The organism is Serratia sp. BNK-17 (assembly GCF_048684935.1).
GTDB lineage: Bacteria > Pseudomonadota > Gammaproteobacteria > Enterobacterales > Enterobacteriaceae > Serratia > Serratia nematodiphila.
Genome location: NZ_JBLQTR010000001.1, coordinates 1,375,340 through 1,389,740, shown reverse-complemented (window position 1 = coordinate 1,389,740; position 14,401 = coordinate 1,375,340). Strand labels below are relative to the sequence as shown.

The following is a 14,401-nucleotide window of genomic DNA, read 5'->3' as shown; positions in this document are numbered from 1 at the left end:
TAATGCGGGCTGGCTTTAAAAGACCCTTTAAAATTAGAGGTAATTAAAATGGGCGGTATTAGTATTACGCAATTGTTGATCATCGCAGTGATCGTGGTGCTGTTGTTCGGTACCAAAAAACTGCGCACGCTGGGCTCCGATCTCGGCGCCTCGATCAAGGGCTTCAAGAAGGCGATCGGCGACGATACGCCGTCGACCCCCAACACGGCTGAGAAAAGCAGCCTGGATGACGCTGACTTCTCGGCCAAGCCTATTACCGATAAGCAGCCGGAAGTGAAACCGGAAGAGTCGAAGAACAAAGAGCAGGTATAAACCGTGTTTGACATTGGGTTTAGTGAGCTGCTGCTGGTGCTGGTGATCGGCCTGGTTGTTCTGGGGCCGGAACGCTTGCCGGTCGCGGTCAGAACGGTATCGGGCTGGATCCGCGCGCTGCGCTCGCTGGCGGCCTCGGTGCAGCACGAACTGTCTCAGGAGCTGAAGCTGCAGGAGCTGCAGGACAGCCTGAAAAAAGCGGAACAGGCCGGCCTGCAGAACCTGACGCCGGAACTGAAGGCGTCGATGGATGAGCTGAAAGACGCGGCGGAATCATTGAAACGCACCTACCAGGGCGAGAAAGAAGAGCTGGCGAACACCATTCATAACCCGCAGATCACCGATCCGGAAGCCTTGCACGACGGCGTGACGCCGGCGGAAGCGGCAACCCGCGCCAGTGCGCCCGCCGCCGCGCCAAAACCGGCAGCGGAATCTGAAGCCGTCGCGCCCGTGTCACCAGCACCGCCGGTGGCGGCGCAACCGGCTAAGGCGCCGGCGGAAACCGCGCCGGCACCTGTCGAACCTGTTGCGGATAAAACCCCAGCGTCTCACCAACCTAGTGGCGATCGTTAATACATGGCTGTTGAAGATACCCAACCCCTTATCAGTCATCTGATAGAGCTGCGCAAGCGGCTGCTTAACTCGATTATTTGCGTGCTGGCGGTGTTCGTGGTGCTGGTGTTTTTCGCCAACGACATCTACCAGTTGGTCTCTGCGCCGCTGCTCAAGCAGCTGCCGGCCGGGGCGAGCATGATCGCTACCGACGTGGCGTCACCGTTCTTTACGCCGATCAAATTGACCATGATCGTCTCGGTGTTCGTCTCCGCACCGATGATTTTGTATCAGGTGTGGGCATTCATCGCGCCGGCGCTGTACAAGCATGAACGCCGCTTGATGATGCCGCTGCTGGTGTCCAGCAGCCTGCTGTTCTACCTCGGCATGGCTTTCGCCTACTTCATCGTGTTCCCGCTGGCCTTCGGCTTCTTTGCCAAGACCGCGCCGATGGGGGTGACCATTGCCACCGACATCAAAAACTACCTCGATTTCGTCATGGCGCTGTTTATGGCGTTCGGCGTTGCTTTCGAAGTGCCGGTCGCCATCATTCTGCTGTGCTGGAGTGGCGTCACCTCGCCGGAAGATCTGAAGAAGAAACGGCCGTATGTGTTGGTTGGCGCGTTTGTGGTCGGCATGCTGTTGACGCCGCCGGACGTGTTCTCGCAAACCCTGTTGGCAATACCGATGTATCTGCTGTTTGAAGTGGGGGTGTTCTTCGCCCGCTTCTATACCGGCAAACGTCGTCCGCAGGCGGAAGAAGAAGACGAGGGTGACGAACCGCCAGCTCCCTGATCCATCTTGATTGCGAAGCCGCCCATTGGGCGGCTTTTGCTTTGGAAAAAATCATGTTTGATATCGGCGTTAATCTCACCAGCAGCCAATTCGCCAAAGACCGCCAGGCGGTGGTGGAACGCGCCCGTGCCGCGGGCGTTACCGGGATGTTGATTACCGGCACCGATCTGCCGGAGAGCCGCGAAGCGGCGGAATTGGCGCAGCAACATGCGGGCTACGGTTGGTCTACCGCCGGTGTGCATCCGCATTACGCCAGCGGTTGGGATGAACACACTGCCGAGCAGATTTATGCGTTAGCCGCACGCCCTGAAGTGGCGGCGATCGGCGAATGCGGCCTGGATTTTAATCGCAACTTCTCGACGCCCGTACAGCAGGAAGCGGCGTTCACCGCGCAGCTGGCGCTGGCGGCGGAGTTGGCGCTGCCGGTGTTTCTTCATTGCCGCGACGCACACGCACGTTTTGCCGAGCTACTGACGCCGTGGTTGGATAAACTGCCCGCGGCCGTGGTGCACTGCTTCACCGGCACCGCCGAAGAATTAACAAGCTGCCTGTCGTTGGGCCTGTCGATCGGGATTACCGGTTGGGTCTGCGACGAGCGGCGCGGCCTGGAATTGCGTGCCCTGTTGCCGCAGATCCCGGCCGAGCGTCTGCTGCTGGAAACGGACGCCCCTTATCTGTTGCCCCGGGATTTACAGCCTAAACCCGCATCTCGCCGCAACGAACCCTGTTTCCTGCCCCATATCGTGCATCAGGTCGCCGTCTGGCGGCAGGAAGAGCCGCAATGGCTGGGGCAAAAAACCGATGAGAACGCCCGCCGGCTATTCCGGCTGGTTTGAGCTAGGAGAAAACTATGAGCTATGCATTTCCGGGCACCTTCCCTGGTCGCCGTATGCGCCGCGTGCGCCGTCACGACTTCAGCCGCCGCCTGGTGGCCGAGAATCAACTGACGGTCAACGACCTGATTTATCCGGTGTTTGTCATGGAAGGCAGCAACCGCCAGGAAGAAGTGGCCTCGATGCCGGGCGTATCGCGCATGACGATCGATCTGCTGGTGAAGGAAGCGGAAACCATCGCCAAACTTGGCGTGCCGGTGATTTCCCTGTTCCCGGTGATCGAACCGAGCCTGAAATCGCTGCATGCGGAAGAAGCCTATAACCCGGAAGGGTTGGTACAGCGCACGGTGCGCGCGCTGAAAGACGCGGTGCCTGAACTGGGCATTCTGACCGACGTGGCGCTCGATCCCTACACCACGCATGGGCAGGACGGGGTGATCGATGAGCAGGGTTATGTGATTAACGACGTGACCAAAGACATTCTGGTGCGTCAGGCGCTGTCCCATGCCGAAGCGGGCGCGGAAATCGTGGCACCGAGCGACATGATGGACGGCCGCATCGGGGCGATCCGCGATCGTCTGGAATTGCAGGGCCTGGTGAATACCCAAATCATGGCCTACTCCGCCAAGTATGCTTCCTGCTACTACGGCCCGTTCCGCGATGCGTTGGGCTCCAGCGGCAACCTGAAGGGCGGCAACAAGAAGACCTATCAGATGGATCCGGCCAACAGCGACGAAGCGCTGCAGGAGATTGCGCAGGATCTGCAGGAAGGTGCGGACATGGTGATGGTGAAACCGGGCATGCCGTACCTCGACGTCGTGCGCCGCGTGAAGGATACCTTCGGTGTGCCAACCTTCGCTTATCAGGTGTCCGGCGAGTACGCCATGCATATGGCGGCGATTCAGAACGGCTGGCTGCAGGAGCAACCTGCGGTGATGGAATCGTTGATGTGCTTCAAACGCGCCGGCGCCGACGGCGTGCTGACCTACTTCGCCAAGCGTGTCGCGCAGTGGCTGCACGACGATGCGATGCGTCGCTAAGCGCAAAATGAGCCAACAAAAAGGCGCCTGAGGGCGCCTTTTGCATTACATCTTCTGGAACTGTCGGTTGTCGATGCTTTGACTGACCTGCTTGTTGATCAGGTTCAGCAACAACATGGAACGCGCCTCGCCGTCCGGTTCGGTGTAGATCGCCTGCAGCCCTTCGAACACGCCGTCGACGATCAGAACGGTATCCCCTGGCTGTGGGGTTTCCGGATCGACATAGGTTTCGCTGGCGTGCGTGCGCAGCTCATCGATCACCTTGCTCGGGATGACGCTCGGCAACGCGCCGAAACGCACGAAGTGGCTGACGCCACGGGTGGCGCTGATGGTGGTGGTGTGAATGCGCTCCGGATCGAACTCCACAAACAGATAGTTGGGAAACAGGGGTTCGCTGACCGCGATACGCTTACCACGCACGATCTTTTCCAGCGTGATGATCGGGCTGAGGCAGTTTACCTGCTGCCGCTCCAGATGTTCCTGCGCCCGCAACAGCTGACCGCGTTTGCAATAAAGTAGATACCAGGATTCCATAATTTCACATGCCTTTCTGCCAGCCGGTAAGCATATCAAAAGCTATTCCGGATACATAGTGATGCAAGTTTCAGTGTGTAACATCACCTATCTCTATGAATCTGCGGCTATTAGCGAGGGGTCACACACTTATCGATACGGTGCTGGTATAACAGAGGGCTAAAAATTTGTTACCGTCACAGTATGGCAGGCGCTGCGCCGCCGGCTGTGACGCTATTCATCGTTTTGACCGAGAGGGAAAGAAATGGAGCTGTTTCTGTTGAGCAACGGCAAGCTGTCTGGCGAAGCCGAGCTGCTGGGGTACGCCAAAAGCCAACTGCTGGCGATGATTGCGCGTCGCGGCATCAAATCCGCCGTCTTTATCCCTTACGCCCTGATCCGTTACGACTACGACCAGCGTGCGCAGGAGCTGGCGCAAACGCTGGGCATTGAAGTCACCAGCATCCATCACGCGGCTTCGCCGGCGGCGGCGATCGCGCAGGCGGAGTGCATTTTGGTCAGCGGCGGCAATACCTGGTTGCTGAACCAAATGCTGCACGAACAAGGCCTGATCGTGCCCATCCAGCGCGTGGTGCGCGAGCGTGAAGTGCCTTACGTCGGCTGGAGCGCCGGTTGCAACGTGGCCACGCCGAGCATTCGCACCACCAATGACATGCCGGTGCGCTGCAGCGTGGTGCTGCCGGCGCTGGGGCTGTTCCCGGTGCAGATCAACCCGCACTACATCGACGCACATATCAGCGGCCACATGGGCGAAACCCGTGACGAGCGCCTGGCGGAGTTCTGCGCGGTCAATCCAAGCGAGTCGGTGGTGGCGCTGCGTGAAGGTAGCCTGCTGCACGTTGAAGGCAATGCGCTGCGTTACTTCAGCGCTAACGGGCAGGGCTTCAAGGTGTTCCGCCACGGTGAGGAGACGCGTGAATATCAGGATACGCGCGCGCTGGCTGCGCTGGTGCCGTTCAACTGCGGCTGAGGGCCACCCGGCGGCGGGCGGCGTTAACAAAATTGCAGCAACAACCGTGAAGAGGGCTTATAATGCCCTCCCCACTGGCCGTTATAATGATCAGCATGAAATACCGTGACTTACGCGATTTCCTCTCGTTGCTGGAGAAGAGAGGGGAACTAAAACGCATCAGCCAGCCGATCGATCCTTACCTGGAAATGACGGAGATTGCCGATCGCACCCTGCGAGCGGGCGGTCCTGCACTGCTGTTTGAAAACCCGAAAGGGTATGACATGCCGGTGCTCTGTAACCTGTTCGGCACCGCCAATCGCGTGGCGATGGGCATGGGGCAGGAAGACATCAGCGCGCTGCGCGAAGTCGGCAAACTGCTGGCGTTCCTCAAAGAACCGGAGCCGCCGAAAGGCTTCCGCGATCTGTTCGACAAAATGCCAAAGTTCAAGCAGGTGCTGAACATGCCGACCAAGGTGCTGGGATCCGCGCCTTGTCAGGAGCAGGTATGGCAGGGTGACGATGTCGATCTCAGCCGTATTCCGGTGATGCACTGCTGGCCGGAAGACGCTGCGCCGCTGATCACCTGGGGGCTGACGGTGACCCGCGGCCCGCATAAGGAACGGCAAAACCTCGGCATCTATCGCCAGCAGGTGCTGGGCAAGAACAAAGTGATCATGCGCTGGCTGTCGCATCGCGGCGGCGCGCTGGATTATCAGGAGTGGTGCCAGGCGCACCCGGGCGAGCGTTTCCCGGTCGCGGTGGCGCTGGGCGCCGATCCCGCTACCATCCTCGGTGCGGTCACGCCGGTGCCGGATACCCTGTCTGAATACGCCTTTGCCGGGCTGCTGCGCGGCAACAAAACCGAAGTGGTCAAGTGCCTTTCCAACGATCTGGAAGTGCCCGCCAGCGCCGAAATCGTGCTTGAAGGCTATATCGAGCCGGGTGAAATGGCGCCGGAAGGCCCCTACGGCGACCACACCGGTTACTACAATGAAATCGACCAGTTCCCGGTGTTCACCGTTACCCACATCACCCAGCGCCGCAACGCGATCTACCACTCGACCTACACCGGCCGCCCGCCGGATGAGCCGGCGATCCTGGGCGTGGCGCTGAATGAAGTGTTCGTGCCGATCCTGCAAAAGCAGTTCCCGGAAATCGTCGATTTCTATCTGCCGCCGGAAGGGTGCTCGTACCGCCTGGCGGTAGTGACCATGAAAAAACAGTACGCCGGCCACGCTAAACGCGTGATGATGGGCGTCTGGTCGTTCCTGCGGCAGTTTATGTACACCAAATTTGTTATCGTCTGTGATGATGACGTCAATGCGCGCGACTGGAACGACGTGATTTGGGCGATCACCACACGAATGGATCCGGCAAGGGATACCGTTCTGGTGGAGAATACGCCGATCGACTATCTGGACTTCGCCTCGCCGGTTTCCGGCCTGGGTTCGAAGATGGGGCTGGACGCCACCAATAAATGGCCGGGTGAAACCGATCGCGAATGGGGCCGTCCGATTCAGATGGATGAAAAGGTACGTGCGCGCGTCGACGAAATCTGGGATGAGCTCGCAATCTTCAGTGACAGGGAACCGACGTTATAGTGTCAGGCCCTGTTCTCAGCTTTGCATTGATGACCCGACAGAGGGAACGCATGACAATATTGAGCTGTAAAGTGACCTCGGTAGAGGCCATTACCGATACGGTTTATCGGGTACGTCTGGTGCCCGAACAGCCGTTTTCTTTCAAGGCAGGGCAATATCTGATGGTGGTGATGGATGAGCGCGACAAGCGCCCGTTCTCACTGGCATCAACCCCGACGCAGCAAGATTACATCGAGCTGCATATCGGCGCTTCTGAGCTGAATCTGTACGCCATGGCGGTGATGGATCGCATCCTGAAAGAGCAGGCGATCACCGTTGACGTGCCGCATGGCGACGCCTGGCTGCGGGAAGAGGGCAGCCGTCCGCTGGTGCTGATCGCCGGCGGCACCGGTTTCTCTTACGCGCGTTCAATCCTGTTGACCGCGCTGGAGCAGCAACCCGATCGCGACATTTCAATCTACTGGGGCGGGCGTGAGCTGAAGCACCTGTACGATTTGAGTGAGCTGGAAGCGCTGTCGTTGCAGCATCCGAATCTGAAGGTGATCCCGGTGGTCGAGCAGCCGGAGGCTGAATGGCGTGGCCGCAGCGGCACCGTGCTTAGCGCGGTGCTGCAGGATTTCGGCACGCTGGCGGAGCATGACATTTACATCGCCGGGCGTTTCGAGATGGCGAAAATCGCCCGCGAGCGTTTCTGCGCCGAGCGCGGCGCGCTGGAAGCGCATATGTTTGGCGACGCGTTTTCGTTTATCTGACCGATGTGATGCGCGGTGAACGGGGTGGCCGAGGGTCGCCCCGTTTTTATTTGGGCGTCGGCAAACTTCAGGCATAAAAAACCCGCCCCTGACAGGCGGGAAGAACGGCAACTAAACTTGGCGGGATGCCGCGATTTGAAGTGGTAACGCGGTCATCCCAAGATAGACACAGCTAAACGCGTTCAAAGACGGTGGCGATGCCCTGGCCCAGGCCGATGCACATGGTCGCCAGGCCGAACTGCGCGTCGCGACGTTCCATGTTGTTCAACAGGGTGGTCGAGATGCGGGAGCCTGAACACCCCAGCGGGTGGCCGAGCGCGATGGCGCCGCCGTTCAGGTTGATCTTGTCGTCGAGGCTGTCCATCAGCCCCAGATCCTTGATGCACGGCAGCGACTGGGCGGCGAACGCTTCGTTCAGCTCGAACAGATCGATGTCCTGCACGCTCAGACCGGCACGTTTCAGCGCCAGCTTGCTGGCCGGCACCGGGCCGTAGCCCATGATGGACGGATCGCAGCCGACGACCGCCATCGAGCGGATGCGGGCGCGGGCCTTCAAACCGAGCGCTTTGGCGCGCGATTCGCTCATCAGCAGCATGGCGGAAGCGCCGTCCGACAGGGCGGAGGAGCTGCCGGCGGTGACGGTGCCGTTGACCGGATCGAACGCCGGGCGCAGGGCCGACAGGCTTTCGACGGTGGTCTCCGGGCGAATGACTTCATCGAAATCGTAACGGGTCAGCACGCCGTCGGCGTCGTGGCCGTTGGTCGGTATGATCTCGTTTTTAAAGTAACCGGCCAGCGTCGCCGCATGCGCGCGCTGGTGGGAGCGCGCGGCGAACTCATCCTGCATCTGGCGACTGATGTTGTGCATCTTGGCCAGCATTTCGGCGGTCAGCCCCATCATCCCGGCGGCTTTGGCCACGCTGCGGCTCAGGCCCGGATGGAAATCCACGCCGTGATTCATCGGCACATGGCCCATGTGTTCCACGCCGCCAATCAGGCTGACGTGCGCGTCGCCCACCATGATGGCGCGCGCCGCGTCGTGCAGCGCCTGCATCGAAGAACCGCACAGGCGGTTGACGGTCACCGCCGGCACGCGGTGCGGGATCTCGGCCAGCAGCGCGGCGTTGCGGGCGATGTTGAAGCCTTGTTCCAGCGTCTGCTGCACGCAGCCCCAGTAAATGTCATCAATCTCGGCGGCGTCCAGCGCCGGGTTGCGGCTCAGCACTTCACGCATCAGGTGAGCGGAGAGATCTTCGGCGCGTACCTGGCGGAAGGCACCGCCCTTGGAGCGGCCCATCGGCGTGCGTACGGCATCAACAATAACTACGTTTTCCATCTTTATGACCTCATGCCGGTTGGCGGGTAGCGACGTCGGACAGCGGTGTCGCCACCGGGTAGTAGCTTTCATTGCGTTCGGCCTTGGCGCGCAGACCGGCCGGCACCTGGTACAGGGCGCCGAGGTGTGCGTAACGCTGGGCCAGCTCAACGTAGTTGGCGGTGCCGAGCGTATCCAGGTAGCGGAACGCGCCGCCGTGGAACGGAGGGAAACCGATGCCGTAGACCAACGCCATATCGGCTTCGGCCGGGCTGGCGACGATCTTTTCTTCCAGGCAACGCACCACTTCGTTGATCATCGGGATCATCATGCGCGCGATGATTTCTTCGTCGCTGATGGTCTGGCGCGGTTGGCTCACTTCGGCCAGCAGCGCATCGGTCTGCTCATCGTTGTCCTTGCGCGGTTTGCCTTTGCTGTCCTGGCTGTAGCGGTAGAAGCCCAGTTGATTTTTCTGACCGAAGCGCTGGTTGTCGAACATCACGTCAATGGCGTCGCGGTAGTCTTTGCTCATGCGATCCGGGAAGCCGGCGGCCATCACGGCCTGCGCGTGGTGCGCGGTGTCGATGCCCACGACGTCGAGCAGGTAGGCCGGGCCCATCGGCCAGCCGAACTGTTTTTCCATCACTTTATCGATTTGACGGAAGTCGGCGCCGTCGCGCAGCAGCAGGCTGAAGCCGGCGAAGTACGGGAACAGCACGCGGTTGACGAAGAAGCCCGGGCAATCGTTCACCACGATCGGCGTTTTGCCCATGCGGCTGGCGTAGGCCACCACTTTGGCGATGGTGTCATCGCTGGTCTGTTCGCCGCGGATGATTTCAACCAGCGGCATGCGGTGCACCGGGTTAAAGAAGTGCATGCCGCAGAAGTTTTGCGGGCGCTTCAGCGATTTTGCCAGGTGATTAATCGGAATGGTCGAGGTGTTCGACGCCAGAACGGTGTCTTCACCGATCAGGCCTTCCACTTCCGACAGCACGGCGGCTTTCACCTTCGGATTCTCGACGACCGCCTCAACGATCACCTGCGCGCGCTCGATGCCGGCATAGTCCAGCGTCGGCTGAATGGTCGACAGCACCTGCGCCATTTTCAGGCCATCCAGCTTGCCGCGCTCCAGCTGCTTGTTGAGCAGCTTGGCCGCTTCGCTCATGCCCAGCGTCAGCGACTTGTCGCTGATGTCCTTCATGATCACCGGTACGCCTTTCAGCGCCGATTGGTAAGCGATACCGCCGCCCATGATGCCGGCGCCCAGCACCGCCGCCTGTTTTGGCGCATCCACATTCTTGGCCAGCTTTTTCGCCTGGCCCTTCACGAACTGATCGTTAAGGAAGATGCCGACCAGCGCGCGCGCTTCGTTGGAGCGGGCCAACGGCACGAAGCTGGCGGTTTCCAGTTTCAGCGCTTCATCGCGGCCCAGCTTGGCGGCGGCTTCAATGGTCTTCACCGCGGTCATCGGCGCCGGGTAATGTTTACCGGCGGTCTGCAGTACCATGCCTTTGGCGGTGGTGAAGCTCATCGCCGCTTCAATCGGGCTGAGTTTCAGCGGCTCCAGCTTAGGTTGACGCGCGGCGCGCCAGTCCAGCTTGCCGTCTATCGCCTGTTGCAGCATGTTGAGCGCCGCTTCGGCCAGTTTTTCCGGCGCCACTACCGCATCGACCAGGCCGACTTTCAACGCGTCTTTGGCGCTGACGTCTTTGCCGGCGGCGATGATTTCCAGCGCGCTGTCGTTACCCAGCAGGCGTGGCAGACGGACGGAACCGCCGAAGCCCGGCATGATGCCCAATTTGGTTTCCGGCAGGCCGATGCGCGCGTCCGGCGAGGCGACGCGGAAATCGGTCGCCAGAATGCATTCGCAACCGCCGCCGAGCGCATAGCCGTTAATGGCCGAAATGGTCGGTACCGGCAAATCTTCCAGCCGGTTAAAGACGTTGTTGGCGAATACCAGCCACTCGTGCAGCTTTTCAGCCGGTGCGGCAAACAGAGAAAGGAATTCGGTGATATCGGCGCCGACGATAAATGCGGCTTTGGTGGAGCGCAGCAGCAGCCCCTTGAGCTCAGGCTGGTTTTCCAGCACGGTGAGCGCCTCGCCCAGGCTGGCGACGGTGCGGGTGTCCAGCTTGTTGACCGAGCCTGATGCGTTGAACACCAGCTCGGCAATGCCGTTATCGAGCCAGTGCAGTTGTAATGTTTCGCCTTGGTAGAGCATGTCTATCTCCTGAATCAGCGTATGATCTGGTATGACCAGATGAAGAGGAGTGTGGTTTTTATGTTAAAAATATGCAAATGAGAGATTGCATATTTGCTGGTCTGATCACATCTCACCAAGTTAGTGTTTTGATTTAAAACGGAGTTATATTTTATGTGCTATCGGCATTTGCTGGAGTTTGTCGGCCCTCATACACTTGCTCGCAGCGATTGATCATTCAGACGAGGTAAGGCATGACTAAGGCGGCTTGTGCCAAACGCAGCGGCTTATGGAGCATTCCCGCCAGAACCATGACGCTGGCGTGTCTGTTGGTGTTTATGGCGCAGATGGCGACGACCGTGTATCTGCCTTCGCTGCCGACGGTGATGCGCGAGCTGGCGATGAGCCGGCGCGCCACCGAGCTGTCCATTTCGATCTTTGTCATCGGCGCTGCCTTGCCGGTGTTGTTCTGGGGCGCGGCCGCCGATCGCTTTGGCCGCCGAGCGCCGCTGACGCTTTCCCTGCTGCTTTTCATTGGCAGCAGCGGACTGTTGGCGCTGTGCAGCAACGGTACCCAATTACTGGCGCTGCGTGCGCTGCAAGGTGTGGGTGCCGGTGGTGCGGCGATCATTGCGCGTATCATCGTGCGGGATAACTGGAGCGGTGATGAGCTGGCGCGCCGTCTGTCGGTGCTCTCCATCGCTTTCATCACCGCGCTGGGCGGGGGGCAGTTTATCGGCGGCCTGCTCAGCCAATATTCGCACTGGCAGATGGGCTTCGTCCTGATGGGCGCCACCGGTTTGATCATTCTGGCGCTGATGGCGACGCTGCCGCTGGAGGCGGGACGGGCAGGGGGCGTGCGCCCGGCGATGGCGGCAACCTACTTTGCCATCCTGCGGCGGCCGGGGTTCTTCTGGCCGGCCTGCGTCGGCGGATTGGGCTTCGCCACCACGGTGACATTGCAGGAGGTGAGTCCGTTCGTCATGCAGCAGGGTTTTGGTCTCAACGTCACGGCGTTCGGTGCCCTGGGGCTGGTGATCGGCGTCGCCTACTTCAGCGGGGCGCTGACAGTGAACCGCACGGTGGCGCGTGTCGGCGGGAAAAAACTGATGCAAACCGGCAGCGGTATCGTGGCTCTGGCGACGGCGGCGATCCTGCTGTTGTGGTGGAGCGGCATTCTGGCCGGCCTTTCCGGTATGGCGCTGTTCATCGCGCTGTATTGCCTGACCATTTTTGGCCAGGCGGTGCTGTTTCCCAACAGCATGGCGATGGCCGTCAGCGATGCCAAAGAGTACGGCGCTTATGCGATGGCGCTGTGTGGCTTTCTGCAGCAGTGTCTGGCGGGCGTCGCCGCGGCTGGCGCGGTGTTGTTGGAACACCATGGCCTGTGGGCGCTGGCGATAGCGCTGCTCGGTTTGGGCGGCTGGTTAATGGTTAAGCTGCGGATGTAACGGCATTTGCAGGGAATTGCGAGCTGCTCCGCATGCCCAACGCGATGAGGTTGGTGCGCCGGAGCGCTGTGTTAAGATGACTTCTTTCGTGCTAAGGCATAAGGGTACTGTGATGGAAACGCTGGCTTCTTTGTATAACGACCACCTGGCAGAGCTGCAAAAACGCGCGCGCGAAGTGCTGGAGCGCAACAAGTTGGATGCGCTGCTGATTCACTCCGGTGAGCTGCAAAAGGTATTTTTGGACGACCATAGCTATCCGTTCAAAGTGAACGCGCATTTCAAAGCCTGGGTGCCGGTGACGTCGGTGCCGAACTGCTGGTTGTGGATCGACGGTGTCAATAAACCGAAGCTGTGGTTCTACTCCCCGGTCGACTACTGGCACAGCGTAGAGCCGCTGCCGGACAGTTTCTGGACCAAATCCCTTGAATTGATGCCGTTGGCCAACGCCGACGCCATCGCCCAGCAGCTTCCGCCGCAGCGCGAGCGCGTGGGCTATATCGGTTATGCGCAACAGCGCGCACGCGATCTCGGCATTTCTTCTGAAAACATCAACCCGAAAGCGGTGTTGAACTACCTGGATTTCCACCGTTCTATCAAAACCGGCTACGAGCTGGCCTGCATGCGCGAAGCGCAGAAGACGGCGGTAACCGGCCATCGTGCGGCGCATGAGGCGTTCCTCTCCGGTATGAGCGAGTTCGACATCAACCTGGCCTACCTGACGGCGACAGGCCACCGCGATACCGACGTGCCTTACGACAACATCGTAGCGCTGAACGAACACGCTTCGGTACTGCACTACACCAAGCTGGATCATCAGCCGCCGGCCGAACCCCTGAGTTTCCTTATCGACGCCGGCGCGGAATATAACGGCTATGCCGCCGATCTGACCCGCACCTACGCGGCGCAAAGCGGCAGCGAGTTCGCCCACCTGGTGAAAGATCTCAATGGTGAACAGCTGGCGCTGATCGACACCATCAAGCCCGGCGTGCGCTATACCGACTACCATGTGCAAATGCATCAGCGCATCGCCAAGCTGCTCAAGAATCACAAGTTGGTGAACGGCCTCAGCGAAGAGGCGATGGTTGAAACGGGTATTACCACGCCGTTCCTGCCGCACGGGCTGGGCCATCCGCTGGGCCTTCAGGTGCACGACGCCGCCGGCTTTATGCAGGACGAGCAAGGCACCCATCTGCCGGCGCCGTCCAAGTATCCATTCCTGCGTTGCACCCGCGTGTTGCAGCCGGGCATGGTGTTGACCATCGAGCCAGGTCTGTACTTCATCGAGTCTCTGTTGGCACCGTGGCGCAGCGGTGAATTCAAGCAGCACTTCGCCTGGGATCGCATCGATGCGCTGAAGCCGTATGGCGGCATCCGTATCGAAGACAACATCGTGATCCACGAAAAGCGCATCGAGAACATGACGCGCGATCTGAACCTGGCCTGATGCGGCCTTACCCGATACCGGCGGAAGCCACCTGCTTTACCGAAGAAATAAAGAAGAGCCGTTTTATCACCCTGCTGGCGCCGACCAGCGGGGTAGAAGCGGCAAAGGCGTTTATTCAGCAGGTGCGGGATGAGCATCCGGCGGCGCGACACCATTGTTGGGCTTTCGTCGCCGGCAGCCCCGATGACTCGCAGCAACTGGGGTTCTCAGACGACGGAGAGCCGTCGGGCACCGCCGGCAAACCGATCCTCGCGCAGCTGATGGGGAGCGGCATCGGTGAAGTGACCGCCGTGGTCGTTCGTTACTATGGCGGCGTCAAGCTGGGCACCGGCGGGCTGGTGAAAGCCTATGGCAACGGTGTTCAACAGGCGTTGAAGCAGTTGGCGTTGGCACAAAAGGTGCCGGAAGCCGAATATATCTTGCAGTGCGACTATGCGCAGTTGGCGTTGGTGGAGAACTTGCTGCAGCAAACCGCAGGTCGGATCCTGCAGGGCGAATACGGCGCCGCCGTCGTGCTGCATCTGGCGTTGCCGGCCACCGAGGTCGAACTGTTTGGGAATAAATTGCGTGATCTCAGTCGCGGTAATTTGCAATTAACCCCCATTTCGCAATAATTCCTC

At 60.1% G+C, this 14,401-nt stretch carries 14 protein-coding genes; 11 read left to right on the top strand and 3 right to left on the bottom strand.

Annotation, left to right across the window (positions count from 1 at the left end; translation table 11 throughout):
• The first annotated feature begins 48 nt into the window (after positions 1-48).
• Genes tatA through hemB form a run of 5 tightly spaced genes read left to right on the top strand, consistent with a single transcriptional unit; the run spans position 49 to position 3,532 of the window.
• Positions 49-312, top strand: a complete 264-nt coding sequence (tatA, locus tag ACMGF7_RS06685) for a Sec-independent protein translocase subunit TatA (RefSeq protein ID WP_004934452.1) — start codon at positions 49-51, stop codon at positions 310-312.
• Between the two features lie 3 nt (positions 313-315).
• A complete protein-coding gene (tatB, locus tag ACMGF7_RS06680) occupies positions 316-885 on the top strand; it encodes a Sec-independent protein translocase protein TatB (protein ID WP_049241616.1) in 570 nt (189 codons plus the stop codon).
• Between the two features lie 3 nt (positions 886-888).
• Positions 889-1,659, top strand: coding sequence for a Sec-independent protein translocase subunit TatC (tatC, locus tag ACMGF7_RS06675; protein WP_004934456.1), 771 nt, complete (start codon positions 889-891; stop codon positions 1,657-1,659).
• A 53-nt stretch (positions 1,660-1,712) separates the two neighbouring features.
• Positions 1,713-2,495, top strand: a complete 783-nt coding sequence (gene tatD / locus ACMGF7_RS06670) for a 3'-5' ssDNA/RNA exonuclease TatD (RefSeq protein ID WP_197799050.1) — start codon at positions 1,713-1,715, stop codon at positions 2,493-2,495.
• Between the two features lie 14 nt (positions 2,496-2,509).
• Complete coding sequence (gene hemB / locus ACMGF7_RS06665) at positions 2,510-3,532, top strand: porphobilinogen synthase (protein ID WP_004934463.1); 1,023 nt, start codon at positions 2,510-2,512, stop codon at positions 3,530-3,532.
• Positions 3,533-3,577: 45 nt separating this feature from the next.
• Here hemB and rfaH read toward each other — a convergent pair whose 3' ends face one another.
• The gene (rfaH, locus tag ACMGF7_RS06660) at positions 3,578-4,066 is read right to left on the bottom strand and encodes a transcription/translation regulatory transformer protein RfaH (RefSeq protein ID WP_004934466.1); all 489 of its coding nucleotides are present in this window, start codon (positions 4,064-4,066) and stop codon (positions 3,578-3,580) included.
• 244 nt (positions 4,067-4,310) lie between these two features.
• Here rfaH and pepE point away from each other — a divergent pair, with 244 nt between their 5' ends.
• From pepE to fre, 3 genes are all read left to right on the top strand, one after another.
• Entirely contained in the window at positions 4,311-5,036 is a 726-nt protein-coding gene (gene pepE / locus ACMGF7_RS06655; RefSeq protein ID WP_420286400.1) for a dipeptidase PepE, read from the top strand.
• A gap of 62 nt (positions 5,037-5,098) precedes the next feature.
• On the top strand, positions 5,099-6,619 hold the full coding sequence (gene ubiD, locus ACMGF7_RS06650; RefSeq protein WP_015376309.1) for a 4-hydroxy-3-polyprenylbenzoate decarboxylase: 1,521 nt from the start codon (positions 5,099-5,101) through the stop codon (positions 6,617-6,619).
• A 50-nt stretch (positions 6,620-6,669) separates the two neighbouring features.
• Positions 6,670-7,371, top strand: coding sequence for an NAD(P)H-flavin reductase (gene fre / locus ACMGF7_RS06645; RefSeq protein WP_004934474.1), 702 nt, complete (start codon positions 6,670-6,672; stop codon positions 7,369-7,371).
• 172 nt (positions 7,372-7,543) lie between these two features.
• Here fre and fadA read toward each other — a convergent pair whose 3' ends face one another.
• Positions 7,544-8,707 (bottom strand): acetyl-CoA C-acyltransferase FadA, encoded by a 1,164-nt coding sequence (fadA, locus tag ACMGF7_RS06640; RefSeq protein ID WP_049241621.1) that lies wholly within the window; start codon positions 8,705-8,707, stop codon positions 7,544-7,546.
• A gap of 10 nt (positions 8,708-8,717) precedes the next feature.
• Entirely contained in the window at positions 8,718-10,907 is a 2,190-nt protein-coding gene (gene fadB / locus ACMGF7_RS06635) for a fatty acid oxidation complex subunit alpha FadB (RefSeq protein WP_033631522.1), read from the bottom strand.
• Positions 10,908-11,140: 233 nt separating this feature from the next.
• Between fadB and ACMGF7_RS06630 the strand changes: the two genes are divergently transcribed.
• The 3 genes from ACMGF7_RS06630 (at position 11,141) to ACMGF7_RS06620 (ending at position 14,395) form a co-directional block, all read left to right on the top strand.
• Positions 11,141-12,337, top strand: coding sequence for an MFS transporter (locus tag ACMGF7_RS06630; RefSeq protein WP_197763973.1), 1,197 nt, complete (start codon positions 11,141-11,143; stop codon positions 12,335-12,337).
• 112 nt (positions 12,338-12,449) lie between these two features.
• Positions 12,450-13,781: a Xaa-Pro dipeptidase gene (gene pepQ, locus ACMGF7_RS06625; RefSeq protein WP_004934485.1), complete on the top strand. Its 1,332-nt coding sequence runs from the start codon at positions 12,450-12,452 to the stop codon at positions 13,779-13,781.
• Positions 13,781-14,395 carry an IMPACT family protein gene (locus tag ACMGF7_RS06620; protein WP_004934489.1) on the top strand — a complete coding sequence of 205 codons (615 nt, stop codon included), beginning with the start codon at positions 13,781-13,783 and terminating at the stop codon, positions 14,393-14,395. The genes pepQ and ACMGF7_RS06620 overlap by 1 nt, the downstream gene beginning before the upstream one ends.
• Positions 14,396-14,401: the final 6 nt, after the last annotated feature.

What these genes read in the sequence shown, in the direction of transcription:
- rfaH (WP_004934466.1), bottom strand. Translation starts at nt 4,066, where the DNA reads ATGGAATCCTGGTATCTACTTTATTGCAAACGCGGTCAGCTGTTGCGG.
- ACMGF7_RS06620 (WP_004934489.1), top strand. Translation starts at nt 13,781, where the DNA reads ATGCGGCCTTACCCGATACCGGCGGAAGCCACCTGCTTTACCGAAGAA.
- hemB (WP_004934463.1), top strand. Translation starts at nt 2,510, where the DNA reads ATGAGCTATGCATTTCCGGGCACCTTCCCTGGTCGCCGTATGCGCCGC.
- ACMGF7_RS06630 (WP_197763973.1), top strand. Translation starts at nt 11,141, where the DNA reads ATGACTAAGGCGGCTTGTGCCAAACGCAGCGGCTTATGGAGCATTCCC.
- fre (WP_004934474.1), top strand. Translation starts at nt 6,670, where the DNA reads ATGACAATATTGAGCTGTAAAGTGACCTCGGTAGAGGCCATTACCGAT.
- tatD (WP_197799050.1), top strand. Translation starts at nt 1,713, where the DNA reads ATGTTTGATATCGGCGTTAATCTCACCAGCAGCCAATTCGCCAAAGAC.
- tatC (WP_004934456.1), top strand. Translation starts at nt 889, where the DNA reads ATGGCTGTTGAAGATACCCAACCCCTTATCAGTCATCTGATAGAGCTG.
- ubiD (WP_015376309.1), top strand. Translation starts at nt 5,099, where the DNA reads ATGCCCTCCCCACTGGCCGTTATAATGATCAGCATGAAATACCGTGAC.
- pepE (WP_420286400.1), top strand. Translation starts at nt 4,311, where the DNA reads ATGGAGCTGTTTCTGTTGAGCAACGGCAAGCTGTCTGGCGAAGCCGAG.
- fadB (WP_033631522.1), bottom strand. Translation starts at nt 10,907, where the DNA reads ATGCTCTACCAAGGCGAAACATTACAACTGCACTGGCTCGATAACGGC.
- tatA (WP_004934452.1), top strand. Translation starts at nt 49, where the DNA reads ATGGGCGGTATTAGTATTACGCAATTGTTGATCATCGCAGTGATCGTG.
- pepQ (WP_004934485.1), top strand. Translation starts at nt 12,450, where the DNA reads ATGGAAACGCTGGCTTCTTTGTATAACGACCACCTGGCAGAGCTGCAA.
- fadA (WP_049241621.1), bottom strand. Translation starts at nt 8,707, where the DNA reads ATGGAAAACGTAGTTATTGTTGATGCCGTACGCACGCCGATGGGCCGC.